The 17,663-nt window shown below is 72.3% G+C and carries 15 protein-coding genes, 1 tRNA gene and 1 pseudogene; 6 read left to right on the top strand and 11 right to left on the bottom strand.

Translation table 11 applies throughout. The features are described 5' to 3' along the window. Nucleotides 1–5 precede the first annotated feature (5 nt). The 6 genes from CLV63_RS05650 to CLV63_RS05625 form a co-directional block, all read right to left on the bottom strand. Nucleotides 6–851, bottom strand: coding sequence for an IclR family transcriptional regulator (locus tag CLV63_RS05650; protein ID WP_106581823.1), 846 nt, complete (start codon nt 849–851; stop codon nt 6–8). After that, on the bottom strand, nt 811–2,190 hold the full coding sequence (locus CLV63_RS05645) for a dihydroorotase (RefSeq protein WP_106581822.1): 1,380 nt from the start codon (nt 2,188–2,190) through the stop codon (nt 811–813). Before CLV63_RS05645 ends, CLV63_RS05650 begins: the two co-directional genes overlap by 41 nt. Before the next feature lie 98 nt (nt 2,191–2,288). After that, a complete protein-coding gene (locus CLV63_RS05640) occupies nt 2,289–3,101 on the bottom strand; it encodes an MBL fold metallo-hydrolase (protein ID WP_106581821.1) in 813 nt (270 codons plus the stop codon). Between the two features lie 47 nt (nt 3,102–3,148). Next, nucleotides 3,149–3,976 (bottom strand): NUDIX hydrolase, encoded by an 828-nt coding sequence (locus CLV63_RS05635; RefSeq protein WP_211301190.1) that lies wholly within the window; start codon nt 3,974–3,976, stop codon nt 3,149–3,151. A 49-nt stretch (nt 3,977–4,025) separates the two neighbouring features. Next, nucleotides 4,026–4,487, bottom strand: coding sequence for a RidA family protein (locus CLV63_RS05630; RefSeq protein WP_106581820.1), 462 nt, complete (start codon nt 4,485–4,487; stop codon nt 4,026–4,028). A 2-nt stretch (nt 4,488–4,489) separates the two neighbouring features. Then, the gene (locus tag CLV63_RS05625; protein WP_106581819.1) at nt 4,490–4,660 is read right to left on the bottom strand and encodes a DUF4177 domain-containing protein; all 171 of its coding nucleotides are present in this window, start codon (nt 4,658–4,660) and stop codon (nt 4,490–4,492) included. A gap of 44 nt (nt 4,661–4,704) precedes the next feature. Here CLV63_RS05625 and CLV63_RS05620 point away from each other — a divergent pair. Both CLV63_RS05620 and CLV63_RS05615 read left to right on the top strand, forming a co-directional pair. Beyond that, nucleotides 4,705–5,781: pseudogene (locus tag CLV63_RS05620) on the top strand (ArsA-related P-loop ATPase); the annotation flags it as partial. Then, complete coding sequence (locus CLV63_RS05615) at nt 5,778–6,941, top strand: ArsA family ATPase (RefSeq protein ID WP_106581817.1); 1,164 nt, start codon at nt 5,778–5,780, stop codon at nt 6,939–6,941. The pseudogene CLV63_RS05620 and the gene CLV63_RS05615, both read left to right, overlap by 4 nt. Before the next feature lie 75 nt (nt 6,942–7,016). Here the strand turns inward: CLV63_RS05615 and CLV63_RS05610 are convergent, their stop codons facing one another. Next, nucleotides 7,017–7,358: a WhiB family transcriptional regulator gene (locus CLV63_RS05610; RefSeq protein WP_106581816.1), complete on the bottom strand. Its 342-nt coding sequence runs from the start codon at nt 7,356–7,358 to the stop codon at nt 7,017–7,019. A gap of 520 nt (nt 7,359–7,878) precedes the next feature. On the opposite strand from CLV63_RS05610, the gene CLV63_RS05605 reads away from it, so the two are divergent. Next, a complete protein-coding gene (locus tag CLV63_RS05605) occupies nt 7,879–10,263 on the top strand; it encodes a penicillin-binding protein (RefSeq protein WP_106581815.1) in 2,385 nt (794 codons plus the stop codon). Between the two features lie 132 nt (nt 10,264–10,395). On the opposite strand, the gene CLV63_RS05600 is transcribed toward CLV63_RS05605, so the two are convergent. Next, nucleotides 10,396–10,851 carry a GatB/YqeY domain-containing protein gene (locus tag CLV63_RS05600; RefSeq protein WP_106581814.1) on the bottom strand — a complete coding sequence of 152 codons (456 nt, stop codon included), beginning with the start codon at nt 10,849–10,851 and terminating at the stop codon, nt 10,396–10,398. 324 nt (nt 10,852–11,175) lie between these two features. On the opposite strand from CLV63_RS05600, the gene CLV63_RS05595 reads away from it, so the two are divergent. From CLV63_RS05595 to CLV63_RS05585, 3 genes are all read left to right on the top strand, one after another. After that, nucleotides 11,176–12,117 (top strand): metallophosphoesterase, encoded by a 942-nt coding sequence (locus tag CLV63_RS05595; protein ID WP_106581813.1) that lies wholly within the window; start codon nt 11,176–11,178, stop codon nt 12,115–12,117. Between the two features lie 70 nt (nt 12,118–12,187). Continuing rightward, a tRNA-Pro gene (locus tag CLV63_RS05590) sits at nt 12,188–12,264 on the top strand. A 144-nt stretch (nt 12,265–12,408) separates the two neighbouring features. Next, nucleotides 12,409–13,419 (top strand): AraC family transcriptional regulator, encoded by a 1,011-nt coding sequence (locus CLV63_RS05585; RefSeq protein WP_106581812.1) that lies wholly within the window; start codon nt 12,409–12,411, stop codon nt 13,417–13,419. Here CLV63_RS05585 and CLV63_RS05580 read toward each other — a convergent pair. The 3 genes from CLV63_RS05580 to CLV63_RS05570 form a co-directional block, all read right to left on the bottom strand. Then, nucleotides 13,374–14,261 (bottom strand): NAD(P)H-binding protein, encoded by an 888-nt coding sequence (locus CLV63_RS05580; RefSeq protein ID WP_170134157.1) that lies wholly within the window; start codon nt 14,259–14,261, stop codon nt 13,374–13,376. The two genes, CLV63_RS05585 and CLV63_RS05580, sit on opposite strands and share 46 nt — an antisense overlap. 577 nt (nt 14,262–14,838) lie before the next feature. Continuing rightward, nucleotides 14,839–15,894: a hypothetical protein gene (locus tag CLV63_RS05575; RefSeq protein WP_211301174.1), complete on the bottom strand. Its 1,056-nt coding sequence runs from the start codon at nt 15,892–15,894 to the stop codon at nt 14,839–14,841. Beyond that, nucleotides 15,891–17,315 carry a hypothetical protein gene (locus CLV63_RS05570; RefSeq protein ID WP_106582079.1) on the bottom strand — a complete coding sequence of 475 codons (1,425 nt, stop codon included), beginning with the start codon at nt 17,313–17,315 and terminating at the stop codon, nt 15,891–15,893. The genes CLV63_RS05575 and CLV63_RS05570 overlap by 4 nt, the downstream gene beginning before the upstream one ends. Between the last annotated feature and the right edge of the window lie 348 nt (nt 17,316–17,663).

Genomic DNA, 17,663 nt, shown 5'->3' with positions numbered 1-17,663 from the left:
CCCCCTCACCATTCCTCGCCCGCCGTCCACGCGACCGCGCCGTCGGCGCTGTTCAGCCGCGCCCCCAGCGCGGCGCCCGCCTCGCGGGCGGCCCGCACGGCGTTCTCCAACCGGTCCTCCGCCATCGAGTGCTCCGAGCCGACGACGCTCACCGCGCAGATGCAGCCGCGCCCGCGGAACACCGGGACGCCCACCGCCACCATCCCCGGGTCGACCTCGCCGCGGCTCACCGCGAACCCGTGCTCGCGCACCTGCGCCACCTCGCGCTTGAGCGCCTCGCGGTCGGGGGTGCGCGCGGTGATGCGCCGCATGGGGCCTGCCAATACGTCGTCGACGACATCGGGCGTCGCGAACGCCAGCAGCGGCAGCACGCTCGCCCCGGCGTACAGCGGCCGGACGGTGCCGCGCTGGAACGACAGCAGGTAGCGGCGCTGCGGCATCAGCCGGTCGAGGCACAGCGCCGCCGTCCGCACCCGGACGGTGAGCACGACCGCTTCGCCGGTGGAGTCGCGCAGTCCGCGCAGGACCGGCTCTGCCAGCCGCACGAGGTGGCCGGTGTCGCGGCGCCGCTCGCTGAAGTCGACGCCCAGCGTGTAGTGGCCGTCGACCTCGTACAGGTAGCCCATGTCGCGCAGTTGGCGCACGTAGCGGTACACCGTGGACAGGGGGAGGTCGACGCGCGCGGCGAGATCGTCGACCCGCGCCCGGCCCAACTCCGCCACGCAGTCGAGGATGCGCAGGCCGCGCACCAGCGACGCGTTCGCCGGGGCGGCGCCGGGGCCCGGTCCGGCGGGCGGCGCCGGGCGCCGCTCATCCGGCGCGGCGTCCGGCGCCCTGCGGTTCGATGACATGTCCGTGCCCCCTCGCCCCGGCTAGCTTGTCGCCGTCCCATACGACCGCGCCGCGCGAGAGCGTGGCCGCCACCCGGCCGCGGACCCGCCGCCCCTCGTAGGGGGTCCACCCGGCGTTGGAGTGCATGGCCGCGGCGCGCAGGACGGTGTCGGCCGCGGGGTCGAACACGGCGATGTCGGCGTCGCGGCCGACCTCCAGCGCGCCTTTGCGGTGCGCCAGCCCGAAGCGGTGCGCCGGCGCCCGGGTCAGCGCGTCCACGGCCGCGTTCAGCGCGTCCGGGCCCCGCTCCAGCGCGCCCGAGAGGGCGATGGGCAGCAGGGTCTCCACCCCCGGCACCCCCGAATGGTTGGCGAAGACGTCCTCGTGGTCCTTGAAGCGGGCCGGCCAGGGCGCGTGGTCGGAGCCGATGATGTCGACCGCGCCGGCCTCCAGGCGCCGCCACAGCCCTTCGCGGGCCCGCTCGTCGCGCAGCGGCGGGTTGATCTTCAACCTGCCCCGCTGGGCGGCCATGTCGTCCTCGGTGCAGGCGAGGTAGTGCGGGCAGGTCTCCAGGGTGACGTCGAGCCCCTGCTCGGCGTAGTAGCGCACCAGGTCGACCGAGCGCGGCAGGCTCAGGTGGCACAGGTGCAGGGACGCGCCGCGGTCCAGGGCGCTCTCCAGGGCCGTCAGCACCCCGAGCGTCTCGCTGACCGGCGGCCTGCTGCGGCCGTGCGCGCGCGGGTCGTCCGGCGCCGCTGCGCGCTCGCGCCCGATCAGGGACTTCACGATCTCGTTGTTCTCGGCGTGGACGCACAGGACCCGGTCGGCCCCCGCGACCGCGGCGAGGACCTCCAGCAGTTCCGCGTCGTCGATGCGCGGGAACCGGACCGGGTCGGTGTCGAACAGCGACGCCTTGAAACCGCACGCCCCCAGGCCGGCCAGCTCCTCGGCGGCGCGCCACCCGCCGCCGGGCGCGAGCGTCGCGAGCAGGGCGACGTCGACGTGCGCCGCCTCCTCGGCGCGGTCGCGCTTGCGCCGGAGCCGGTCGGGGGTGTTGACGGGCCCGTCGGCGTCGAACGGCATCTCCACGATCGTGGTGACGCCGCCCGCTGCGGCCGCCGCCGTCGCCGCGGCGATGCCCTCGCCCGGGTGCGACAGCGAGTGGACGTGCGCGTCGACGAGCCCGGGAAGGACGAGCGCCGCGCCGAAGTCCATGCGGGCCGCAGCGGGCACCCGCCCGATGTCGGCGGAGCGGCCGGCGATTCGCCCGCCGCTGATGAGGAGTTCGCCCCTCTCGTAGGCGCCGGAGGCCGTACGCAGCCGGCCGGCGACAGCGAGGTCGGCGTGGTTCGCGTCCATGCGCCCATGGTGCCGACCGGCCCGGCACCGCGACAGGGTGTTCTCACCCCGCGGGAATACCGCCCCCGTGCTGCGGGATCCGGGCTCCCGCGGCGCGGTCAGCCGCCGTCGCCGAACTCCGACGGGACGTCGCCGCGCTTGGCGAGGTAGCGCAACTGCGCGCGGACCGACAGCTCGGCCGCGCCGCGCAGCACCGCATCGACGTCGGCGTACACCTGGTCGACGACGGCGCCCGGGGTCGCGGCGCCGCCGCGCACCGCGGCGGTGATCTGCGCGAGCCGCTCCTCGCGGTGCTCGATGTAGGAGTCGACCTTCGACAGCGGCTCGGTGCAGATGGGCCCGTGACCCGGCAGCAGGGCGCGGACGTCGCCGACGCCCACCAGGTCGCGCAGCCGGTTCAGGGTGTCGAGGTAGTCGGCGAGGTCGCCGTCCTCGGCGATGACGGCCGTGCCGCGGCCGAGCACGGTGTCGCCCGTGAGCACGATGTCGTCGGCCGGCAGGTGGAAGGCGACGGAGTCGGCGGTGTGCCCGGGCGCCGCGAGGACCCGGATCTCCAGGCCGTCGACGTCGATGACCTCGCCGTCGGTCAGGCCGTCGTCGCCGATCCGCACCTCGGCCTGCACGGCGCGCACCGGGGACCCGGTGAGTTCGGAGAAGTACCGCGCGCCTTCGGCGTGGTCGAAGTGGTGGTGGGTGAGCAGGGTGACCGCGACCTGGGCGCCCTGCTCCTGCACCGTGCGCGCCACCCGCTCCAGGTGGCGTTCGTCGTGCGGGCCGGGGTCGACGACGGCCACCCATCGGGCACCCGGCTCGCGGAGGATCCAGGTGTTGGTGCCGTCGAGCGTCATCGGGCCGGGGTTGGGGCACAGGATGCAGTTCGCGCGCAGTGTCCCGGAACCGTCGATCCTCATCGAACCTCGCTTAGCGATGTCGCGGCGGGAACCCGTCACCGGGCCCGTTACAAGGGATAGTCGATGCCGTCGGGGACCACCAGCCGGTAGCGCCCATTCTTGACGCGCAATTCGGGCTCAATGGGGATGATCTCACGCTCGGCCGCCATGACCCCCTCCAACGAGCCGCATGCGGCCAATTCCCGCAGGGTCGCCACCGTCGGCGGGAGCATGCGCAGCTCCGAACGGTCCCACCCCGCGACGGCGTCCTCGGGGCGCAGCCAGGCGACGCGGTCGGCCTCGCCGCCGACATCGCGGGTCTGCTGGCCCTCGGGGAGGGCCGCGGCGAAGAACCGGGTGTCGTACCGCCGCGGCTCGACCAGCGGGGTGATCCACTGCGACCACGGCCGCAGCAGGTCGGTCCGCAGCACCAGGCCGCGGCGGTCGAGGAACTCCGCGAAGGACAGCGAGCGGTCGATCAGGGCCGCGCGGTCGGCCTCCCAATCGGCGCCGCGGGTATCGGCCACCACCTCGTGCGCCGAGGGGCCCGCCAGCAGCACGCCCGACTCCTCGAAGGTCTCGCGCACCGCCGCGCACACCAGGGCGCGCGCCAGCGGCTCCGGCACGGCGAACCGGCGCGCCCAGTAGTCCGGGGCAGGGCCGGACCAGCGCACGGCGTGATCGGCGTCGCGGTCGTCGACCCGGCCGCCGGGGAACACGAACGCGCCGGGCGCGAACTCCATGGTCGGCACCCGGCGCAGGAGGTAGACCTGGACGCCGGGCCCGGCCGGCACCGCGGGGCGCACCAGCATGACCGTTGCGGCATGCCGCGGCACCGCGGGCTCGGCCCGGCCGTCGAGGACATCGCGGACCCATGAGGCGGTCGTCTCGGACATCGGAATGTTCGTTGCCACAGCCGTCCTCCTCCGGGCGCGCGGGACGCGGTCAGGCGAGTTCGACGATCATCTCGACCTCGACCGGCGCGTCCAGCGGCAGCACGGCCACGCCGACCGCGCTGCGGGCGTGCACGCCGGCGTCGCCGAACACGGCGCCGAGCAGCTCACTCGCGCCGTTGACCACCTGCGGCTGGCCGGTGAACGAGGGGTCGCTGGCGACGAACCCGAGCACCTTGACCACGCGGCGCACCCGCGACAGCTCGCCCACCTCGGCCTTGATCGCCGCGAGGGCGTTCAGCACGCAGATCGCGGCCTGCGCCTTCGCGGTGTCGAGGCTGACCTCGGCGCCGACCTTGCCGGTGTGCTCCAGCTTGCCGCCGACCAGCGGGACCTGGCCGGACGTGTACACGTAGGCGCCACTGGGGACCGCCGGAACGTAGGCGCCGGCCGGGGCCGCCACGGGGGGCAGCTCGTAGCCGAGTTCGGCGATGCGCTCCTCGGGCGTTGCCATTGCTACCTCTCCCGCTTCATGTAGGCGACGAGCTGCTGGTTGCGGGGGTCCCCGTCAACCGAGGGCCCGGGGATGACCGACACCAGCTCCCAGCCGTCCTGACCCCAATTGTCCAGAATCTGCTTCGTCGCGTGCGACAACAACGGCACGGTCGCGTACTCCCACTTCGTCATAGGCGCAACCTTACTCACCCGGCGCCGCGCGGTGTCGCCGTCGGGGCGGGTCCACCCGCGCCTGCGGGGCCGACCATAGAATTCCTCAGGTGAGCGCACGCGACAGCGATTGGGACGGCGTCCGCCTGCACGTCGTCACGGGCAAGGGGGGCACGGGCAAGACCACCCTGGCGGCGTCCCTGGCACTGGCACTGGCCGGGGGCGGCCGCACGGTCCTGCTGGTCGAGGTCGAAGGACGCCAGGGCATCGCCCAGCTGTTCGACTGCCCGCCGCTGCCCTACGAGGAGCGCCGGGTCGCCGGCGCGCCCGACGGCGGCGACGTCTACGCGCTGGCCGTCGACGCCGAAGCCGCGCTGATGGACTACCTGGAGCTGTTCTACGGCATGCGGCGCGCGGGGCAGGCGCTCACCCGGTTCGGCGTCGTGGACTTCGCCACCACCATCGCGCCGGGCGCCCGCGACGTCCTGCTCACCGGCAAGGCCACCGAGGCGGTCCGCCGCCGAGTGGGGCGCGAACGCAGGCGGGGCGCCCCGCGCGACCCGGCGGAGTCCGCACCGCACGTCTACGACGCCGTGGTGCTCGACGCCCCGCCCACCGGGCGCATCGCCCAGTTCCTCAACGTCAACGCCGAGGTCGCCGGGCTCGCCCGCGTCGGCCCGATCCGCAACCACGCCGACCGGGTCATGGAGGTGATCCGCTCGCCCGAGACCGCGGTGCACTTCGCGACGGTCCTGGAGGAGATGCCCGTCCAGGAGACCCTCGACGGCGTGGCCGAGATCGGCTCCGTTGGCCTCGGAGTCGGCGCGGTGCTGGTGAACATGGTGCGCCCCCCGGTCCTGTATGCCGAGGCGCTCTCGGCGGCCGCCGAGGGCGACGTCGACCTGGCGGCGATCGCCGGGGGGCTGAAGGCCGCCGGGTTCGAGGACGCGGAGGCGGCAGCCGCCGACCTGCGCGGCGAGGTCGTCGACCACGCGCGGCGGGTGCGGGTCGAGGCGGGCATGAGCGAGCGGCTCGCTGCCGCCGACCGGCCGACCTACCTGCTGCCCTTCATCGGCGAAGGCATCGACCTGGCGGCGCTGCACACACTGGCGGCCGCGCTGCGCGAACAAGGGGGCGCATGAGCACCGCACCCGGAACCGCCCGCCCCGGCGCGCCGCGGCTGCGCGTCGACGCGCTGCTCGACGACCGCGGCACCCGCATCATCGTGTGCTGCGGGTCGGGCGGGGTCGGCAAGACCACAACGGCCGCGGCGCTGGGACTGCGCGCGGCCGAGCGGGGCCGCGACGCCGTCGTCATCACGGTCGACCCGGCGCGGCGGCTCGCGCAGTCGATGGGCCTGACCGAGCTCGACAACACCCCGCGGCCGGTGCCGGTCGCGGACAACGGGTCCGGCGGCTCGCTGCACGCCATGATGCTCGACATGAAGCGCACCTTCGACGAGATCGTCGAGGCGCACGCCGACCCCGAACGGGCCCGGCAGATACTCGCCAACCCCTTCTACCAGACCCTGTCGTCCAGCTTCTCCGGCACGCAGGAGTACATGGCCATGGAGAAGCTCGGCCAGCTCCGGCGCTCCGGCGAGTGGGACCTCATCATCGTCGACACCCCGCCGAGCCGCTCCGCACTGGACTTCCTCGACGCGCCGAAACGCCTCGGCCGGTTCCTCGACGGCCGGCTCATCAAGATCCTCAGCGCACCCGCGAAGACCGGGGCGTTCCGCCTACTGGGCGCGGGATTCGGCATGGTCACCGGCGTGATCGCGAAGGTCGTCGGCGCCCAGCTGCTCACGGACGTGCAGACCTTCGTCACGGCGTTCGACGCGGTGTTCGGCGGCTTCCAGGAACGCGCCGAGCAGACCTACCGCCTGCTCCAGGCGCCGGGGACCGCCTTCCTGGTGATCGCGGCGCCCGAGTCCGACGCGCTGCGCGAGGCGTCGTACTTCGTCGAACGGCTCGACGCCGACCGGATGCCGGTCGCCGGGCTGGTGCTGAACCGCACCCACCGCAGTGAGGTGCCGCACCTCTCGGCGGCCCGCAGCACAGCGGCGGCGGAGTCGCTCGACGCGTCGGGCGACCATCCGCTCGCTGCCGCGGTCCTGCGTCTGCACGCCGAGCGCGTCCACCTCCAGGAACGCGAGCTGCGGCTGCGGGCGCACTTCTGCTCGGCGCATCCGGCGATCGCGCTCGCCGAGGTGCCGGCCCAGCCCGAGGACGTCCACGACCTCGACGGCCTGCGCCGGATCGGGCGCGCGCTCGCCGACCCGGAGCGGTCCGAACGGTGACGGCACCGCCGTCCGGTGCGGCGATGGGGGGCCGCACGCCGCGCGGGGGCGGCATGCGGCGATGGAATCGCGGCCTCAGCGGACCAGCAGCGGTGTACCGGTCTCGTCGATGAACTCGTCAGTGTCGGGGGCGCCGTCGTTGCAGCGTTCGTACTCGCGGCGTGCGGTGTCGAGCAGTTCGGCCCACGACCCGACATCGGGCCGGCGCCGCAGCAGGGCCCGCCGTTCGCGTTCGGTCATACCGCCCCAGACACCGAACTCGATCCGGTTGTCGAGTGCGTCGGCGAGGCATTCGGTGCGCACCGGGCAGCCCCGGCAGATCAGCTTGGCGCGGTTCTGCGCCGCTCCCTGGACGAACAGAGCGTCCGGATCGGTTTCCCTACAGACCGCCTTGACGGTCCAATCCTTGATCCACATGTGCCCACTCCCAAGATCATCATGTGTGGTTCCAACAGGAGCCGACGGGCGCGACGTCGGCTCGATGTGCACCGCGCGCACAGCACCGAAACAGGGTCCACAAGCCCGAAATGGGGATCCGGTCGTCATGGGGGTCGGCGGTTCGCGGTGCGCGGCTCTCCTCCCTGGCCGCTGCTGTTGAACCTACGGATCGGGGCTCGGGACCAACAGGCCCCATTAGGCCCATTTCTGATATAGCCCGGGTGGGCCATCTCCACGGAAAAAACTAGTCATGTTTCATACACGCAGAGTAACGAAGTGCTAGTGGGAGGTATGGCGGTGACCACGCGTTGGTCAAGAAACGACATGGGGTCGTCATCGCGTTAAGGTTGGGCCGAAACCCAGGGGGCGGAGCGCGGCGCTGAGCCGGGCGCTCCCCGAACATGGCCGATACCGGGCCCCGCCAAGGGTCGGATTGCCGCACTCGGCGACCCGGAGTCCGTTTTCCACACGTAGGCTGGTAGCCGTGGGCCAGGGGATAATGCTGCAACGAATCGGACGTCTCGTCGGCGTGAGCATGGTCGCGGGGATACTCGTGGCCGCGCTGACAGCGCCTTTCGTCATCGGGCTCGGGATCACCGCGCGCAACGGCGCCAACAGCTTCCTGAGCATGCCCAGCAACTTCGAGAACATCGCTCCACCGGAGCGATCGGTCATCCTCGACCGCGAAGGCGGCACGATCGCCGAGATCTACGACCGCAACCGCGAGCTCGTCGAACTCGACGACATGGCGCCGGTCATGCAGGACGCCATGATCGCCATCGAGGACAGCCGGTTCTACGAGCACGGCGGCCTCGACATCTCCGGCACGTTCCGGGCCGCGCTGCGCACCGCCAGCGGCAGCACCCAGGGCGGGTCCTCGCTGACCCAGCAATACGTGAAGAACTCCTTGATCGAGAGCGCCTCGTCAAAGGAGGAGCAGGAGGAGGCCCGCGAGACCACGCTGGCCCGCAAACTCCGCGAACTCCGCTACGCCATCACGCTCGAGCAGAAGCAGAGCAAGAAGGACATCCTCCAGGGCTACCTGAACATCGCCTACTTCGGCGACGGCGCCTACGGCGTCGAGTCCGCCGCCCAGCACTTCTACGGCGTCAAGGCCAAGGACCTGAACCTGTCGCAGGCCGCCACCCTCGCCGGCCAGGTCCGGTACCCGTACCTGTACAACCCGGTCCAGAACCCCGAGAAGGCGCAGAACCGGCGCGACGTCGTCCTCGACCGCATGGTGCAGAACAAGATGGTCACCAAGGGCGAAGCCGCGGAGGTCAAGAAGAAGGACCTCGACCTCGACGTCAAATCGCAGAGCAACGGCTGCGTGCCCAGCGACCAGCCCTTCTTCTGCGACTACGTCGTGCAGGAGATCGAGAAGGACAAGCGGTTCGGCGAGGACGCCACCAAGCGCGCCCGCTGGCTGCGGACCGCCGGGCTGCGCATCCACACCACACTCGACCCGACGGCGCAGAAGGCCGGCCAGAAGGCCGTCGACAAGTGGGTGCCGCGCAAGAACAAGTCCAAGAAGGTCGCGGCCGAGGTGCTCATCGAACCCGGCAGCGGCGAGATCCGCGGCATGGTGCAGAGCCGCAACTACGGGCCCGACGAAAGCAAGCTCGGCGAGACCTCCGTCAACTTCGCCACCGACTACAACCGCGGCGGCAGCACCGGCTTCCAGGCGGGCTCGACCTTCAAGGCGTTCACCCTCGCCACGGCGCTCGACCAGGGCAAGGGCTACGGCACCTCGTTCAGCTCCGGCAGCAGCACCACCGTCACCGGGCAGCGCAACTGCGAAGGCGGCACCCTCGCGCCCTGGCCGGTGAAGAACTCCTCCGAGTCCAAGGGCACCAGCTCCAACAGCATGGTCTCGGGCACCAAGGGGTCCGTGAACACCTATTTCGCGCAGTTGCAGAAGAGCGTCGGGCTGTGCAACGTCATCAAGATGTCCGAGAAGCTCGGCGTGCACCGGGCCGACGGCGAGAGCTTCGACAACAAGCGCACCCAAGGCAACAACTCCTTCACCCTCGGCAGTGAGGAGGTGTCGCCGATGACGGTCGCCAACGCCTACGCCACCTTCGCCGCGCGCGGCAAGTTCTGCGAGCCGCAGGCCATCACCAAGATCGAGGACCGCCAGGCCGGCAAGACCATCAAGATCGACAACAAGTGCGAGAAGGCCATCGACAAGGACGTCGCCGACGGCGTCAGCTACCTCCTCCAGCAGACCTTCAAGGGCGGCACGACGGCCGGCCTGGGCATCGGCCGCCCCGCCGCGGCGAAGACCGGCACCACCGACGGCTCGGCCAGCGCGTGGTTCGCCGGGTTCACCCCGAACCTCGCGGGGGCCGTGTTCGTCGGCGACCCGCGCGGCCCGCAGAACCACCCGCTGCGCGGCGTCAACATCGGCGGGCGGTACTACGGCCAGGTCTACGGCGCCGACATCCCCGGCCCCATCTGGAAAGAGACCATGCAGAAGGCGACGGAGAAGCTGCCGGCCAAGGGCTTCCCCTCATCGCCTGGCAAGTTCGGCGGTGGCGGCGGAGGCAGCCGCGACCGCGGGGCCGACCCCGCGAGCAACCCCGGCGGCGTGCCCGATGTGGTCGGCCTCTCGGAGGACTCCGCCGTCGGCCGCCTGGAGGACGCCGGGTACCGGGTGAACGTCTCCGGGCACAGCATCCGCTCCGGCGCCGAGAAGGGCAGCGTGGCGGCCGTCAACCCCGGCCCGGGCACCCAACTCCCCGAGGGCGCGGCGGTGAACGTCTTCCTCAGCAACGGCAAGGGGTCCGACGCCCCGGCGGGCCGCCCCGCAGGCGACCACTCCACCCCGGTCGACCCCCCCGCCCCGATGCCCGCCCTGCACCAACCGCGCAGAGACGACTGACGGCCGCCAGGCCCGCCTTCGGCGGGCCTGGCGTGACGCCCCGGGGCGTCACGAGACACCTCGGCGGGGCATCACAGCGGGGGGCATCGTGCGGACCGGAACAGCGGACCGGAACAACCGAGTCCCGATCGATCAGGTCGCCAACTGCCGCTTGACCTCGGCGGCCACCCTGCCGCCCTCCGCACGCCCGGCGACCCGCGGGTTGACGATCTTCATGACCGCACCCATGCCCTTGACGTCGGCCGCGCCGGACTCGTCGATCGCGGCGGCCACCAGCTCGGCGATCTCGGCGTCGGTGAGCTGCGCGGGAAGGTAGCCGGACAGGACCTCGCCCTCGGCGCGCTCCGCCGCGGCCTGCTCGGTGCGGCCGCCACCGTCGAACGCTTCGGCGGCCTCGCGGCGCTTCTTCGCCTCGCGGGTGATGACCTTGACGACCTCGTCGTCGCTCAGCTCACGCGACGCGGCCCCCGACACCTCCTCGTTGGAGACCGCGGTGAGCACCATGCGCAGGGTCCGGGTCCGCACGTCGTCGCGCGCCTTCATGGCAGCGGTCAGGTCGGACTGCAACTCGTTCTTCAACCCGGGCATGGGGCTCCTCGTCGGTGTCGTCGCGAATCGCCCCGGCCGCCACCGTGGACCGCCGGCTGCCGGGGCCAGGCATGCGATTGTCCCACCCGCCGCCGGCAGCGGCAGCGGATTTTCCCAGCGGACGGGCCGACGAGGGCGGCGGCGAGCCCACGGCGCAACAGCGAGGCCCTGAGGCGCCGGCCCAGCAGGGCAGGGCAGGGCCGAGCCGCAGCGGCTCTACGTCGGAGCCACAGAGGGCTCGGCCGCGCGCATTGGGCCATCGCTCCCGCGCACGTCTGGCACCATTGACACGCCTAACCCAGCGGTAGCAATCAGGAGGTCCCGATGTCGCCGAGCGCCGCCGCGAGGCGCGCACACCCCCTACTGCGCGCAGTAGGCCGGGCCGCCGCGGTCACCGCCGTGACCGGCGCCGCAGGCATCGGCTACGCCTCGGTGATCGAACGCAACTGGTTCCGCCTGCGGCACCACACGCTCCCGCTGCTGCCCCCGGGGAGCGCCCGGCTGCGCATCCTGCACCTCTCCGACGCCCACCTCACGCCGGGGCGGCGGATGCTGCTCGACTTCGTCCGCAGCCTCGACGCCACAAACCCCGACCTCGTCATCAACACCGGCGACTCCCTGGCGCACCCGGACGCGGTGGCGCCGTTCATCGACGCACTCGGCCCCCTGCTCGAACGGCCGGGCGGCTTCGTGTACGGCTCCAACGACATGTTCTCCCCGACGTTCAAGAACCCCGCGCGCTACCTGTGGCGGTCCAGCAAGAGCGACTACCGGCAGCGCCGCGACCCCGACCTGCCCTGGCAGGAGCTGGGCGACGCCATGTCGGCGTCCGGGTGGCTGGACCTGAACAACTTCAAGGGGCACCTCAAGACCGCTGGATCGACCGTCGCCGTCGCCGGCATCAACGACTCCCACATCGAACTCGACGACTACGACGCGGTCGCGGGGCCCGCCGACCGCGGCGCCGACCTCCGCCTCGGCGTCATGCACGCCCCTGAGCCCGCCAACCTCGACCGCTTCGCCGCCGACGGCTACCAACTGCTGCTCGCCGGGCACACCCACGGCGGACAGTTGTGCCTGCCGTTCTACGGCACCCTCGTCACCAACTGCGGCATCGACCGCCCCCGCGCCTGGGGCCTGAACCGCTACGGCCGGTCGTGGCTGCACGTCTCCGGCGGCCTCGGCACCTCGCCCTACGCCCCGGTCCGCTTCTGCTGCCGCCCCGAGGCGACCATCCTCGACCTCCACCCCGCCCCCGCCCCCTGACGGGCCCCACCCGGCCCCATAAGCGTGTGCACGCACTCCCACCGGTCCGCTAGACTGGGCGACGTTGCTTCGGGGTGTAGCGCAGCTTGGTAGCGCGCTTCGTTCGGGACGAAGAGGTCGTGGGTTCAAATCCCGCCACCCCGACCAGGCAGAGGCCCTTTCCTCCTCATCGGAGGGAAGGGTCTTCGTCGTTTTGGGAGAATTCTGGGAGATGATCTTGATCGTCTCACCTGGTCCAGGCCTGGGGGCCGCCCGTGCGTGCTCCGGGCCGGGCACGGCTAAGCTGGCCGCGTGCAGGACGTGCTGGCGGACTTGTTGGCCCAGGTGCGGGCCAGGGGTGCCGCCCTGACCCGGGACGCGTATGCGGAGCCGCGTGGGGTGCGGCAGGCCGCACCGGAGCCGCTGACCCTGATCGTGGCCGTGCGCGGTACCCACTGGATCACCGTGGACGCGCCGGACGCGGACGCCGGACCCCCGCTCGCTCTGCACCCCGGAGAGGCGGCCCTATTGCGCGGGCTCGGCCCCTACACCCGCACGCGCGCTCCCGGCGCTCCGCCCGACCTGGTCGTGCACGGACTCGATCACTACACCGACGCAGCCGGGCGGCCGGTCCCCGGGCCGGAGGTCACCGGTACGCGCACCTGCGGGCACCCGGAGCACCCGGAAACCGCCCTGGTGGTCACCGGCTCTTACTCCTGGACCGGCGATGCCGGCGAACGGCTTCTGGAAGGGCTGCCGCCCCTGACCCGAGTCGGCGCCGGGGAGCTTCCCGTTGCCCTGGTCGATCTGCTGGCCGAAGAGGTCGGGATCGATGCGCCGGGACAGGAGGCCGTCCTGGAGCGGCTGCTGGACCTGGCGCTCGTGAGGGTGCTGCGGGCCGTGTTCGGCCGCCCCGGGGCGGAGGCCCCGCGCTGGTGGGCGGCGCAGGCCGACCCGGTGGTCGGAAGGGCCCTGCGCGCCCTGCACCGGAGCCCGTCGGAGCCGTGGACGGTCTCCGGCCTGGCGGAGGCAGCGGGGGCGTCCCGGGCGACCCTGGCCCGCAGGTTCGCGGACCTGCTGGGTGAATCTCCCATGGCCTACCTGGCCGACCGGCGGATGAGTCTGGCGGCCGACCTGCTCGACGACCCGGAGGCCACCGTCGCATCGGTGGCGCGGTCGGTGGGCTACCGGGACGAGTTCGCGTTCTCGACCGCGTTCAAACGGCTCCGGGGACGCGCCCCGAGCGCGCACCGGGGACGGGCGGCGCCGGAGCGGCCTCAGCCCTCCGGCCAGGAATCGGCGCTCACCGAATCGGCCAGGTAGGCGTCGAAGCGCCGGGGGCGGCGTCCCAGGAGCCGCTCGACGTCGTCGCGGGTGTGCGCGTACTCGCCGCGCCGCTGCTGGGCGAAGAGGTCCAGCCGCCACCGGAGCCAGACCTCCTCGACCCCGGCCGCGCGGGCGCCCGCGGCCCACTCGTCGCGGGGCGCGTCCTCGTACCGGAGCTCGCGTCCGATGCGGGAGCCGATGGCGTCCAGCACCTGCTCGTAGCCAAGGGCCTCCGGGCCGTCGAGATAGTAGGTGCGCCCGGCGTGCGCCCGTACCTGGTCGGGTTCGGCGGAGGCGAGGATTTCCACTGCAACATCGGCGATGTCGCGCACGTCGATGTAGGCCACTGCTGCCCCCGGGGCGGGGCCCAGCGGTCTGCGGACGCCCCCGTCGGCGAGGAGCGTCCGCTCCATCGCGGGGAAGTTCTGGGCGAAGGCGGACGGCCGCAGGATCGTCCAGGAGAAGTCGTCCTGGTCGACGGCGCGAAGGGGCATCTCGCGGGAGAGGATCGGGACGTTTCCGAACTCGGCGCTCGCGCCGGACAGCAGGACCAATCGCCGTACTCCGGCCGCGCGGGCCCGGGCGGTGAAGTCGCCGACCAGGCCCGGGGCAAAGTCGGGGACGAGGGGGGTGACCAGGTACGCGGCGGTGGCCCCGTCCAGAACCGCGTCCCAGGTGGCGGGGTCGTCCCAGTCGAAGCGCGGATCGGTGCCCCGGGCGGCCTCACGGACCGGCACCCCGCGGGCCCGCAGGCCCTCGGCGACCAGGGCGCCGGTCTGCCCGGTCGCACCGGTCACCAGCACCAGTTCGGACGTCGTCTCTACTGAGGAATCGCTCATGTCGCCACTGTGGCCGGTCACCGCCCCGACCTGCCATGGGCGGGACGCGCACCGGCCTTTGCGGGGCTCTCGGCGCGGGAAGGGCCGCGCTCCGTCCAAGCGGTGCGGGACGAGCGCCGGGGCGAATGTCGGAACGCGGCATTCCCTTCCCCGCATGGTGCCTCCGAACCGCTGAGCGGCGAGCGCCCGCCCTCCAGTTTCATGGACCTCGCGGTGGTCGACGTCCCCGATCGCCCGCTGCTGGGGGCGCGCTGTTCCACCCACGCGCGCTGCACCTCGGAGGGGTCATCCGGGATCACGGTCGGCTCTTCTGCGAGGTGCCAGCCCTCTTCGGATGGGGACCGGCGGGTCGCGCGAGGGGCTGCGCCATACGCTCAGCGCGCGTGGGCCTACCGGGAGGAGTAGGCCTGATTGCGAGTCATCGCGGTCGGGCCCTTGGTTGTTGACCGGGGGTCCGGCACGGTCGGGGATTGTGGGGCGGAGGCGCAGCTCGGTGCGTGGCCTGGGCCTCCGCCAGGGGGAGGGCCTGATCGCCGAGGGACTGCGGGACGCGGGGGTCGCGCAGTCCCTCGGGCTGTCACATCAGGACCGAACTCGCCGGGCTTTCGCGCTGTTCGACATGCTTGGCCAGCTTGATCAGCAGCATTACCTCAGCCGCGAGGGTCAGCGCGCCGAGCAGGGCGCCGAGCACCGAACCGAGCATCATGAACGCGGTGTGCGACACGAGGATGCCGCCGATGAGCCGGATCCGGTGCTGATCGCTCCAGTTGGCGGCCGTGCGCCAGCGCAGCACCACCAGCCCGAATGGGACGGCGGTCATGGCCCCTATGACCAGCCGGAGAACCGGCGACATCATGTCGCCGAACAGCATCGTGGGCCCGAGGCCGAGCGGGAGCAGCGTCGTCAGGAACGCCATGGTCAGGTACATGGACACGAATCCGACCACCCCCGGGCGCGGCGCGCGCCGATCGGTCCGGCCGGGTTCCTCGCGGTGCGGGAGGGGGACGCCCGCCAGCGCGAGCAGGGCGAGCCCGATGATGAGCACGGTGAACACCGCCATCGCGCCCCACGGCATCTGGTATCCGGGGTCCTGGGTCGCCGACACGATGGTGCGCAGCCCGAGCACGCCCACGATCGCCAGTGCGCCGATAACGATGAACCCGCCCCGGCTCAGGTACGGCCGGTCCCGGCGATGCGGGAAGAGCAGGTCGACGAGGGCGACGGGGATCAGGACGCTGAGGACCACGTGCACCCCGATCTGGGACTCCCAGTAGCTCCAGTTCACGCCGAGGAAGCGCAGGCCCCAGTCGGCGGCACCGTACATCTGGGGGCTGGTCAGGGCCTGGAGGCCCAGCCCGTCCTCCGCGAGCTGGTAGGCGAGGCCCAGCAGGACGAGACTCGGCCAGCCGCCGCCGACCCGCACGACCGCCTCCCGGATGAGCAGGACCCCGGCCCCGTACATCACCAGCAGCAGCGGCAGGATCAGCCAGGTCGCCGGTACGGCGACCGCGGTGAAGGTCAGTTCCGCGCACGCCGTCGTCAGGAGGACGAGCGCCCACGGGGCGCTGATCCGCCGCCAGTTCCGCCGCCAGTCCCGCCACCGGTTCCGCCGCCGGTTCAGTCGTGCGGTCATCCGGCCTCGTCCCCCGTCCCGGTCCGGGCCGCGTGCGCGCGCAGCAGCTCGTCGAGCTTCGAGGTCTGTGCATCGGCCAGGTCCAGGGCCTGCTGCTCGTAGGCGGCCCGCTCCGCCGGGTCCGCCGGCATCGGCGGGGCCATGTTCGGCTGGAGCCGGGCCGTGTCCAGCCAGCGGCCGATGTCGGCGTTGCCCGCCCAGAGCGCCCCCTCCAGGTTTCCGGCGATGGCGAACCGGAGCCAGTCGGTGTCGGTGCGCGGATTCTGCGCGACCGGGCAGAGCGCGTTCTTCTCCGCGTCGTCGCCGTACGCCGCCTCCACGTGCGCGATGAGCGCGGCGCTGAACACCGGCTGGCAGACGCGCACCGACTGCGGGGTGATCAGCCCGTCCTGGAAGATCGGAACAGCGGGGCGCTGCTTGATGGCGTCGGCTGTGCAGTCCACGTGCAGCGCGCGGCGGCCGGTCGGGACGGCGCCACCGTCGAGTTCGATGTCGGTCTCGGTGATCCGCTTCACCCGGCCGAGGCGCACGACGTGCTCGATCCGGCGCAACTGTTCGAGTTCGGCCTTCGATACGGTCGCGCAGCGGAACGCCGTCGGCCGGTCGTCCGCGGAGATGCGCAGCACGATACCGGCGGCGTTGAGCCGTTCGAAGAGGTCGGGAACGGATTCGGCGCCCATGACGGCCTCATGCCGGGCCATGTGGCCGCTCACGATGTCCTCGGGCCGGCGGAGCGGCATCGGCTGCACGGTCTCCCGATCGATGAGCCACGGCGCGCGGGGCATGATCCAGGTCAGCCTCGCCGGATCGACCCCCTGCTCAAGGAGCCACAGGCAGGCGTCGATGCCGGTCTTGCCGGCGCCGACGACGACGTACCGGTCGTAGGCCGCGCGGATGGCGGGCAGGTCGTTGGGCGGCACCAGGGGGATGCCGTCGGCGACCGGGAACTCCGGCGGCCGCATGGCCGGGACGGTCACGCCCTGGTACGTGGTGTCCACGACCTTCCGGCGCACGGTCACCTCGTACTCCGCGCCGGAGGTCGTGAGGTGGAAGCGGCCTGCGCCGTCGTACTCGGCCATGGGGAAGTACGACACCCGGCCGGACGGCAGGAACGTCTGCCGCATGACCTGGTCGAAGTAGCTGAGGATCTCGCTCGCGCCGGCGAGCTCGTACAGCCCGGCGTTCCAGCCGGTCCCGTCGACCGTGTCGTTGCCGAGCGGACGCGAGTTCACGCCGTACATCGCCGAGGGCTGGTGCAGCCGCACGTACGGGTAGGCGACGGTCCAGTGCCCGCCGGGCCGGTGGTAGCGGTCCACCAGCACGACGGTCGCGTCCGATTCGGTGAGCAGCGTGTCCACGAACGCCATCGCCGTCGCGCCGGCACCGATCACGAGGTAGTCCGTGTCAATCCTTGTCACCATCGCGTGCTCCATCTCTGTTCGTCGGCCACTTCGGTGCCCACTGGTCTGTAGGGAGACAGCGGACGAAGCGCCGTCCCGGTCCGAACGCCGGGCCGCGCACCGCCGAATGCACCGCGGCCGCACCGACCACCGGGTCGACGTCGCCGAACCCGCCGGATCGGAGCCGGGCCCGACGCCACCGGCGTCCTGCTCGGCGCAGGCGGGTGTCCGTACGGTGCATCTCTCAATCGATACACCGTATATACACAGAACTCCCTGATCTACGCATCAGAAGGAGAAAGTGAACTAGGTCGGATGGAAAAGTCACCTAGTACGGTTGCACCGCGAATCGCGGTCGGGACAGAGTGA

Source organism: Murinocardiopsis flavida, assembly GCF_003014485.1.
GTDB classification, from domain to species: Bacteria; Actinomycetota; Actinomycetes; order Streptosporangiales; family Streptosporangiaceae; genus Murinocardiopsis; species Murinocardiopsis flavida.
This window is presented reverse-complemented; position numbering and strand designations above follow the sequence as displayed.

Coding starts and splice junctions, on each gene's coding strand:
- CLV63_RS05615 (WP_106581817.1), top strand. CDS start 5,778: ATGAGCACCGCACCCGGAACCGCCCGCCCCGGCGCGCCGCGGCTGCGC.
- CLV63_RS05580 (WP_170134157.1), bottom strand. CDS start 14,261: ATGAGCGATTCCTCAGTAGAGACGACGTCCGAACTGGTGCTGGTGACC.
- CLV63_RS05645 (WP_106581822.1), bottom strand. CDS start 2,190: ATGGACGCGAACCACGCCGACCTCGCTGTCGCCGGCCGGCTGCGTACG.
- CLV63_RS05640 (WP_106581821.1), bottom strand. CDS start 3,101: ATGAGGATCGACGGTTCCGGGACACTGCGCGCGAACTGCATCCTGTGC.
- CLV63_RS05575 (WP_211301174.1), bottom strand. CDS start 15,894: ATGACCGCACGACTGAACCGGCGGCGGAACCGGTGGCGGGACTGGCGG.
- CLV63_RS05570 (WP_106582079.1), bottom strand. CDS start 17,315: ATGGTGACAAGGATTGACACGGACTACCTCGTGATCGGTGCCGGCGCG.
- CLV63_RS05605 (WP_106581815.1), top strand. CDS start 7,879: ATGCTGCAACGAATCGGACGTCTCGTCGGCGTGAGCATGGTCGCGGGG.
- CLV63_RS05635 (WP_211301190.1), bottom strand. CDS start 3,976: ATGTCCGAGACGACCGCCTCATGGGTCCGCGATGTCCTCGACGGCCGG.
- CLV63_RS05630 (WP_106581820.1), bottom strand. CDS start 4,487: ATGGCAACGCCCGAGGAGCGCATCGCCGAACTCGGCTACGAGCTGCCC.
- CLV63_RS05610 (WP_106581816.1), bottom strand. CDS start 7,358: ATGTGGATCAAGGATTGGACCGTCAAGGCGGTCTGTAGGGAAACCGAT.
- CLV63_RS05595 (WP_106581813.1), top strand. CDS start 11,176: ATGTCGCCGAGCGCCGCCGCGAGGCGCGCACACCCCCTACTGCGCGCA.
- CLV63_RS05625 (WP_106581819.1), bottom strand. CDS start 4,660: ATGACGAAGTGGGAGTACGCGACCGTGCCGTTGTTGTCGCACGCGACG.
- CLV63_RS05650 (WP_106581823.1), bottom strand. CDS start 851: ATGTCATCGAACCGCAGGGCGCCGGACGCCGCGCCGGATGAGCGGCGC.
- CLV63_RS05600 (WP_106581814.1), bottom strand. CDS start 10,851: ATGCCCGGGTTGAAGAACGAGTTGCAGTCCGACCTGACCGCTGCCATG.